We start from the raw sequence: 8,311 nt of genomic DNA on the forward strand, positions 1-8,311 counted from the left end.
GGGTCGCTCCCGCTGACCCCGTTGCGCGTGGTCACGATCCTGGGCATGGTGTCGGTCCAGGTCGCCCTGGTCTGCGTATGGCGGCTGGTGGCGATGGTGCGACGCGGAACCGTGTTCTCCCACGCCGCCTTCCGGTACGTGGACGTCATGATCGGCGCGATCGTGGCGGCTTCCCTCGTATGGTTCGCGGTCACGGTCCTCAATGCGCCGGGCCAGCGGGCCGACCCGGGCGTCACCGTCATCATGGGCGGAGTTGGCGTGGCCATCCTGGGGGTCGCGCTCATGGTGCTCGTGCTGCGGATGCTGCTCGCCCAGGCCGTCGCGCGCGACGTCGAAGCGGCGCAGATGCAGGCCGAGTTGGACGAGGTGATCTGATGCCGATCGCCGTCGACATCGACGTGATGCTGGCCAGGCGGAAGATGTCCGTGGGCGAGCTCGCGGACCGCGTAGGGATCACGCCTGCCAACCTGGCGGTACTCAAGAACGGCCGAGCCAAGGCGGTGCGCTTCGCGACGCTCGCCGCGCTCTGCGAGGTGCTCAAGTGCCAGCCGGGTGACCTGCTGCGCTGGGAGGCCGAGGAAGCCGCGGGCGGATGACGTGCCCGAGGACGGCGCGCAAACGCCTGGCACCACCGGCCCGTGACACGGCACGTGGACCGCATGGACGTGGATCGCCGATCACCCGCAGCACCGTCCCGACCCTGTTGGGTGGATTGCGGTTGACCTGCACCGCAGCGTCCTGGTCGACGATCGCGACCTGCGAACGTGACCTCCCCACCGCAAACCCCCGCCTCTTCCGGCGCGGAAGGGGCGGGGGTTCGTCGTCAGGTGGGCAGTCAGGGCTTCGCCGTAGTCGCCTGACGTCCGATTAAGCCGGACGGATACCCGGACGCCGACCTCTACCAGATGCTGGCGTACTGCACGGCACTCGGTCTGTCCGAAGGACATCTCGTCTACGCCAAGGGCAATGCTCCGCACACCACCCACCGTCTGCGGAACGCGGGAATCGTCATCCATCAGCATGCCCTGGACCTCGACCAGCCTCCGAGTGGACTCCTTGCATCGGTGTCTGTGCCGGCGCGCCGACTGGTTCGCGAAACCGGTGGATGACGACGTCGACGGATTGACTGCGAGCGTGGTGGGGCGACGGGCGACGTTGGGCGCCATCGGCGTGGCCGACAGCGGACTGGGAGCGCCACGCCGCGCGCCTGCGCCGCGGTCCGTGTTGCCGCCTTCGTCGCGTGTACGGCTCGGCGCTGACCGGCCTGCGGGTCCCAGTACCTGGCGAGCAGGACAGGGCGCTGACCGGTGAGCAGCTGCGTGGCTGGCAGAAGAAACATGTCCTTCCGAGTACTCGGCGGCAGTGTCGGCGACGACCACGTCGAACGACCAGATGCGCTTGCGGGCAACGAGCAGGCGCTGCGCCGCGTCCCACTGCTCCGCGTAGTCCCCAGCCGAGGCTAGGACGCCTCACCTACTGTGCTTCGGCATCCTCGGAGTTGCGATGGACCCGGCGACCGAAAGGTTGGCCACCTTGGACGTGTCACGGGCAGCCGCCGCCCCGTCGTACGCCGTGTCCGAAGTCTGTTCCGACTGCAGGACGGCGGAACACGGGACGAACACCGCCGCCGGCGCAGGACGGGGATGTTGCGGTGGTGTCGCTGGAGGCCTCGGCGCTCAGGCGCCCGACCCCGAACGCGGCCCCAGACCAGTCGTGGTGGGTGAGGGCCCGGGAGCGCTCGTCGACAAGGGCCGTCAGGGCGACCAGGGGTGCAGCACGTCCCGCCGGCTGGAGAAGTCGTGTAGGTATATCGGCCCTCGGCAAGACGCGGTGCTTTGCCAGAACCGGCGCGGGCATTCGCCGCATGCAGTCTCTGGATTCAAGCCAAGGTTACGGACCTTCCGATTGCATGTTGGTAGGTCAAATAGGCTTCCCCACACGCAACTGGCTCAGGACTGAGCCTTCGGAGTGACACGGTGGGGGCAGTGTGACTGCGGTTTTCGTCGACCGTACTGAGAGTCTCGACGCGCTCACGCGCGTGGCGGCCGCTCTTGTGGAGGGGCGCAGCGGTGTCCTCGTCATCGAAGGCGAGCCCGGGATGGGAAAATCGTCGCTGCTCGGTGAGTTCGTCCGGCGTGCCGCAGCCGACGAAGTACCGGGGTGCCGGGTCGTGCTGGTGCGTTCCACACCAGGGATCGGGACGCGCCGCCCGTACGGGCCCGTGATGGACGCCCTTCACCAGCTGCGCGGGCAGGACCCGCCCGCTCGTTCGCGACGTGCACGGTGGGGGAGAGTCGCGGGGCGCAGTGCCATGGCCGTCGCCCCCGATGTGCTCTCCGCCGCAGTGCCCGGACTCGGCATGCTGTTCGCCGCCGGACGAGAATTCGCAGAGGCCGCCGTGACCACCGGGTCGATCCCCGGCGACAGTCTCGCGCCGATGCAGACCACCGTCACGCAGCAGGTGATCGAACTGCTGCTGGAACAGGCCCGGGCCACTGAGCCATTGCTACTGATCATCGACGACGTCCAGCTGTGCGATGTCACCACATTGGAGCTGCTGCACCTGCTGTTGCCCCGGCTCGGGGACGAACCGCTCAGCCTCGTCCTGGGGCTCGGATCTGCCCCCTCGACCGCCGTCAACGCGGATGCCGTCGGCCAGCTGCTGCGAGTGTGGCGCGGTGACCACCGCGAGCTGCTGTCTGGCCATGTGCTGCGGCCCTTGCCGGTCTGGGCTGTTCGTCAACTGGTCGAGAGCCGGTTGCACAGTCACGACGTACCGGCCGACTTCGCCGACCGGCTCGCGGCCGCGACGGCAGGCCAGCCCATCTTCGTCGAGCAGTGCCTCAGGCTCTGGCGGTCGACGGACGGTGCTGATGTACCACTGCCGCATGACCTGCCCGCTGCCGTCGGGGACCGCATCGGGCAGCTCGACGACCGGTCCAGGGAGCTGTTGGTCATTGGCGCCACGATGGGGGAGTTCTTCTTCTCGCACACAGTGGCCGAAATCGTCGGTCTGCCGCACTCCCAGGTCCAGGACCTGCTGCACAGGATCGAGCGTGAGCACGGTCTGATCCGGGAACGGCACGCCGTCGACGTACCGCTGTGGGCGAGCCACCTGCACACCGACTGGTACGACTTCGAGCACCGCATCCTCCAGTACGGCATCCGCGGTCGCCAGTCCCGTGGCGCCCGGCTCGGCCGCCACGCCCGCCTCGCCGACGCGCTCCGCGAACTGCCGGGCTTCGAAGCCCGGCCCAGGGAACTGCGCGCCCTGATCGCCGACCAGCTGTACGAGGCGGGGCGCGCCCGCGCAGCACAGAGCGCAGCCGCGCACTACGAGCTGGCGCGGTCGGTGGCCGTGAACGAACTCTCCTTCACACAGGCCGAGCAGCACTGCCGCACCGCGATCGAGTCCGCGCGTCTCCTGACCCCTGACACACCGGAGCGTGACCGCAGACTGCTGGAATCCATCGAGCTGCTGCTGAGCCTGACCGAGGTGCGATGGCGAGGCGGCACCGCCGGAACAGGCGGCTCCGACAGTTCCGGAACACCCGACATCGACTCACTGGCGGCCGAAGCCGAACAAGCTGCCCACCGCCTCGAGGATCCCCTACTCATCGCCCGCGCCACACTCCAGCGCGGCAAGACCCTTATGGCGGTGCGCGGCCTGCAGCCCTCACTGGCCAAGCTGGAAGAAGCTGTTCACCGGGCCCGCGCGTACGAAGGGCCGGGTCGAGCGGCCACCTTGTTCGTGGCGATGGTCGAGTACGGTCGGCAGCTGCCCAAACGCAACCTCGTCGCCGGCCTGCAGGTCCTACTCGAGGCCGAGGAGCTGTACGCATCCGACCCGGGACTCGGGGAGACCGGAAACCCCGTACTCCAGCACGCCCGCAACCTCAACGAGATGCAGATCGGCGTCAGCCTCTTGGACTCCGGCCGCCTCGGCGAGGCCCGCGACCGCCTCGTGCGCTGCGCTCACCGCCTCCGCGCCGACCCGTTCCGCGCCGAGCTCCCCATCGCGCTGAACTATCTCGCCCAACTGCACCTGGCGACAGGCTCGTACACCGAAGCCGAAACCGCCCTCCGGGACGCCCTCGGCTTCGAAGAGGACCGAGGCGGCGTAAGCGGCTGGCACGCCTATAACAACGCCCTCCTCGCCCTGTGCGCTGCCCACGACCCGGCTCGCCGCCCCGAGGCACTGGAACGCATTCGGGCCGCGTGGCAGGAAACCGAAGAGACCTGGCTGGCCAACCTCGTCCCCATCGTCCGCAACCTCTACGCGGACGTACTTCTGCACCTCGACGAGGACCCGGACCTGGCGCACCGGTTGGTCGACCACACGCTCACCGAGACCCGCGAGACCGGGATGGTACGCAGCGAGATCGCCGCTCACAGCCTGCGCAGCCGTATCCACCTCGCCGCCGGACACACCGATCTCGCCATTCAGGATGCGCGCCGGGCACTCGCACTGCTTGCCGAGCACGGCGACATGCCCGCACTGCGCACCGAGGAGGTTCTGCACGACGCCGCCCGAGCCCTGCTGGGCTGCGGCGCCCGCGATGAGGCGGAAGTCCTCCTCGTCCGGGCCCGTACGGAGGTCCTGCGCAAGGCGGACACCATCGACGACCCCGACCTGCGGGGCCGCTTCCTGAGCGCGGTTCCGCTGAACCACGCGCTTCTCGAGGAGCTCAACTCCGGGGACCTCTGAGACTCGCACGAAGGTCCTGCGGTCGGCGCCGTCTTCGATCGACTCCTCAAGTTCACCGAGAACCCGCCACGCCAGGTCCGCGAGTGTCTCGCCTGAAGCGGTCAACCCATCGGGCGGTTCACTGGTTTGCCACAGGCCGCTCCTCCAGCCGCGGCAGAGGTCGTCGGGGAGTGTTTCGGGGCGCCTCCCCGGCACGACTCCTTCGCGCCCTTCCGTTGGTTGTCATGCCCACGTACGGTGGCTGCGTCCATTGCCGAGGGACCTGGGGCAACCGGGTCAAGGAAACGGGGGAAAGGCGATGCTGTCCTCGCGCGCGCGCAGCGCCCGGTCGCTTCTCATAGGTGCGGTGTTACTGGCACTGCCGGCGACGACTGCCTCACCGGCCGCTGCCTTACCGGCCTCCACAGGTTCAACAACTGCGACCGCCGCCGACGCTACCGGCGAAACCTCGAGGCCGATCCGGGCACCGAGCGGAGAACGGCCCGACCAGACGTATCCGAACATCGACGTACGCGGCGACAAGAGCGTCCAGCCGACTGCCGGGCAGATACGCGCGGCAAAGGAACTGGACGATGCCGCCGTCCGCTGGGGGCGTTACGGTACGCCGAGGCTGGTTTCCCCGGAGGGGAAGAAGGCCCTCACCGCCGCCAGCTCCACCGACCCGGGCACCATCGCGCTGAAGCATGTACGCGACCACGCCGACCTCTACGGTCTCTCCGCCCCCGAGCTCTCCGCCCTGAGTGTCGTCAAGTCCTACCGCACCGAACACAATGGTGTGCAACACGTCTTCATCGGCCAGTCCGACAACGACATCCCTGTCTATGGCGGTCGGCTCTCCGTCGCCGTGGACACGAGCGGCCGCATCATCACCGCCACCGGCAGCCTCATCCCGGACGCGCATGCGGACGGTACGGCGACGAAACTCGACCGCAAGGCCGCGCTGGGGCGCGTCGCTGCCTCCGTCGGGACCGATGACCCCGCCGGTACGAGTACCGCCACCCGGGTCACCTTCCCGCTCGCGGACGGTGCCCGGCCTGCCTGGCGGACCACTCTCACCGCGGACAACGGGCATCTGTACGACACCGTGGTCGATGCCGACAGCGGCAGGATCCTGTTCCGCAGCGACCTCACCCACAACGAGGGCGAGGGCCGGGTCTTCACCGGGCAGAACCCCACCGCGGGCGACGCCTCCGTCGTACCGTTCAGCGGTCTCGGCCGGCCCTGGGTCAGCGGGAGGGTGACCACCGGCAACAACGCCGAGGCGTCCCAGAACCTCGACGGGGCCGAATCGCTCGGCTACCAGCCGCAGACTCCGGCCGCCGGGGACCCGGCGTACCAGCACTTCAACTACACCTTCACCGACGCCTTCCGCGGCAGCGATGGCACGGACCTCACCACCGACCGGGATGCGGTCGTCACCCAGGCGTTCTACTACACCAACCGCATGCATGACTTCCTCTACGGACTCGGCTTCGACGAGGCGTCGGGCAACTTCCAGGAGGACAACCTCGGGAAGGGCGGCGCGGGCGGCGACCGCGTCCAGGTCTACGTCGACTACGACGCCGGCGGTGACTCCGCCTGCAACGCCAACTTCGGCACCCCCGAGGACGGCCAGAACCCCACCATGCGACTCTTCGTCGGCCGGGACTCCTGCGGCCAGTTCAACACTCACCGCGGTATGAACGGTGACACAGTCGCCCACGAGTACAGCCACGGCCTGTCGAACCGGCTTGTCGGCGGTGGCGAGTTGGGTGACGGCGAGCAGACCGGTGCGCTCGGCGAGGGCTGGGGCGACGCCATCGCCACCTCGATGTGGAGCGACCCGGTCTACGGCGAGTACGCCAACGGTGAGCCGACGGGCGTCCGCCGCTATGCCTACGACGACAGCCCGCTCACCTACGGCGACCTCTGCGAGGGTGGGTGCGAGGTTCACAATGACGGCGAGATCTGGGCCACTGTCATGTGGAACATGCGCACAGCCCTCGTCGGCGCGCACGGCAACGCCACCGGTAAGCAGCAGCACGAGCAGCTCATGGTCGACGGCATGAAGATGACCCCGTCCACCCCGGACTTCCTGGACGCCCGCGACGGCATCCTCGCCGCCGACCGGGCCGACTACGGCGGCGCCAACCAGTGCCTGCTGTGGGGCGTCTTCGCCTCCCGCGGGATGGGCGCAAGCGCCTCCTCGCCCAGCCAGGGCGAGGCGGCCCCGGCGACCGACTACCCCGCGAGCTGCGCACCCACCGCCGATGCGGGAGGGCCCTACACCACCAAGGAGGGCTCCGACATCCGGCTGGACGCGAGCGGCAGCAGCAGTCCCGCCGGAGGCGCCTCCTACGCCTGGGACCTCGATGGTGACGGCGCGTACGACGACGCCACCGGAGTCAGTCCGCTCTTCGACCGGGTGGGCCAGGACGGTACGTACACCGTCGGTCTGCGGGTGGGCAACGCCGCCGGATCGGATACGGACACCGCGACGGTGACCGTCACCAATGTCGCTCCCGCCATCACCTTCACGGTCAAGGGGCCGCGGGAGGAAGGCGGCAAGCTCACCGTCAGCGGTACGGTCATCGACCCCGGCTGGCTCGATCCGCTCACCGCCACCATCGATCCCGGTGACGGCAAACCCGTACCTCTTCCCGGCCAGTTGGAGAACAACCGGCCGGATGCCACCCTCACCTTCAGCAAGGAACTGGTCTTCGGCGACAACGGCACCTTCACCGTGAAGGTGTGCGGCAGCGACGACGACACGACGACCTGCCAGGACGCCGAGATCACCGTGGCGAATGTCGACCCGACCGCGGCGATCGACACCTCGGAGGCGGTCCAGCTGGCCGGCGGGAAGACGATCGTCGTCCATGCCGGGGAGGAGAAGGAGTACGCCGGGCGGGTCACCGATCCCGGCAGCGACGACGAGACCATGACCTGGGCGTGGGGCGACGGCACACCCGACACCAGGACCACGTCGCTCGTCAATCCGCCGGGTACCGACCCGGCCCGCAGCCCCAGCGTCCAGCCGCGCGACGTGACCGACACTCAGGGGCACACGTACGACGAGCCGTGCCTGTACGACCTTTCGTTCACGGCCCGCGACGACGACGGCGGCACCGGCTCCGACCGGACTCCGCTGATCGTCCAGGGCAACGCGCCGCTGTCGCTGCTCGCCGACGTCTGGTACGTCAAGTACCTGACCGGAGACCTCACGGGCCTCGGCAAGGAGCGGCTCGATTGCTACCTGAAGATCGTCCAGTACTCGAGTGCGGTCTTCTCCGAGGTCCGCGACGTGTCCACGCAGGAGAAGGCGGCGCAGACACTCTTCCTCTCCCTGCTCGACCCGGAGCGCACCTTCGACCGCCAACTGCTGACTGCCTGGCTCAACTTCGCCAATGGGTCCTTCGACCCCGACGAACTGGTCGACACCAACAGTGACCTGAAGGCGGACACCCCCTTCCTGGAGGCGGTGCAGAATGCCGAGGCCGTACGGCTCGACCCGGATGCGACACGGCAGGAACGCGCCGAGCAGGTGGCGATCCTGACGTGCATCAACATCCCGCTCGTATGACGGGGATGCACATGTGTCGCGCGGCCGTCGTCACCCTGATC

4 protein-coding genes and 1 pseudogene are annotated in these 8,311 nt (G+C 68.8%); all 5 read left to right on the forward strand.

Features of this window, described 5'->3' with window-relative positions; all coding sequences use genetic code 11:
- On the forward strand, positions 1 to 375 hold a 375-nt coding region (locus tag ACFU6I_RS46815), incomplete at its 5' end, for a DUF2975 domain-containing protein (RefSeq protein WP_384380219.1).
- The gene (locus ACFU6I_RS46820) at positions 375 to 596 is read left to right on the forward strand and encodes a helix-turn-helix domain-containing protein (protein WP_384038289.1); all 222 of its coding nucleotides are present in this window, start codon (positions 375 to 377) and stop codon (positions 594 to 596) included. The genes ACFU6I_RS46815 and ACFU6I_RS46820, both read left to right, overlap by 1 nt.
- Before the next feature lie 273 nt (positions 597 to 869).
- A pseudogene (locus tag ACFU6I_RS46825) lies at positions 870 to 1,109 on the forward strand (restriction endonuclease); the annotation flags it as partial.
- Positions 1,110 to 1,987: 878 nt separating this feature from the next.
- A complete protein-coding gene (locus tag ACFU6I_RS46830) occupies positions 1,988 to 4,708 on the forward strand; it encodes an AAA family ATPase (protein WP_384380222.1) in 2,721 nt (906 codons plus the stop codon).
- Between the two features lie 346 nt (positions 4,709 to 5,054).
- Positions 5,055 to 8,270, forward strand: a complete 3,216-nt coding sequence (locus tag ACFU6I_RS46835) for a M36 family metallopeptidase (protein ID WP_384380225.1) — start codon at positions 5,055 to 5,057, stop codon at positions 8,268 to 8,270.
- Positions 8,271 to 8,311: the final 41 nt, after the last annotated feature.

It is taken from the genome of Streptomyces sp. NPDC057486 (genome assembly GCF_042802415.1).
Classification (GTDB): Bacteria; Actinomycetota; Actinomycetes; order Streptomycetales; family Streptomycetaceae; genus Streptomyces; species Streptomyces yanii.

Excerpts from the sequence above, each read along its gene's own strand:
- ACFU6I_RS46820 (WP_384038289.1), top strand. The coding sequence starts at position 375 with ATGCCGATCGCCGTCGACATCGACGTGATGCTGGCCAGGCGGAAGATG.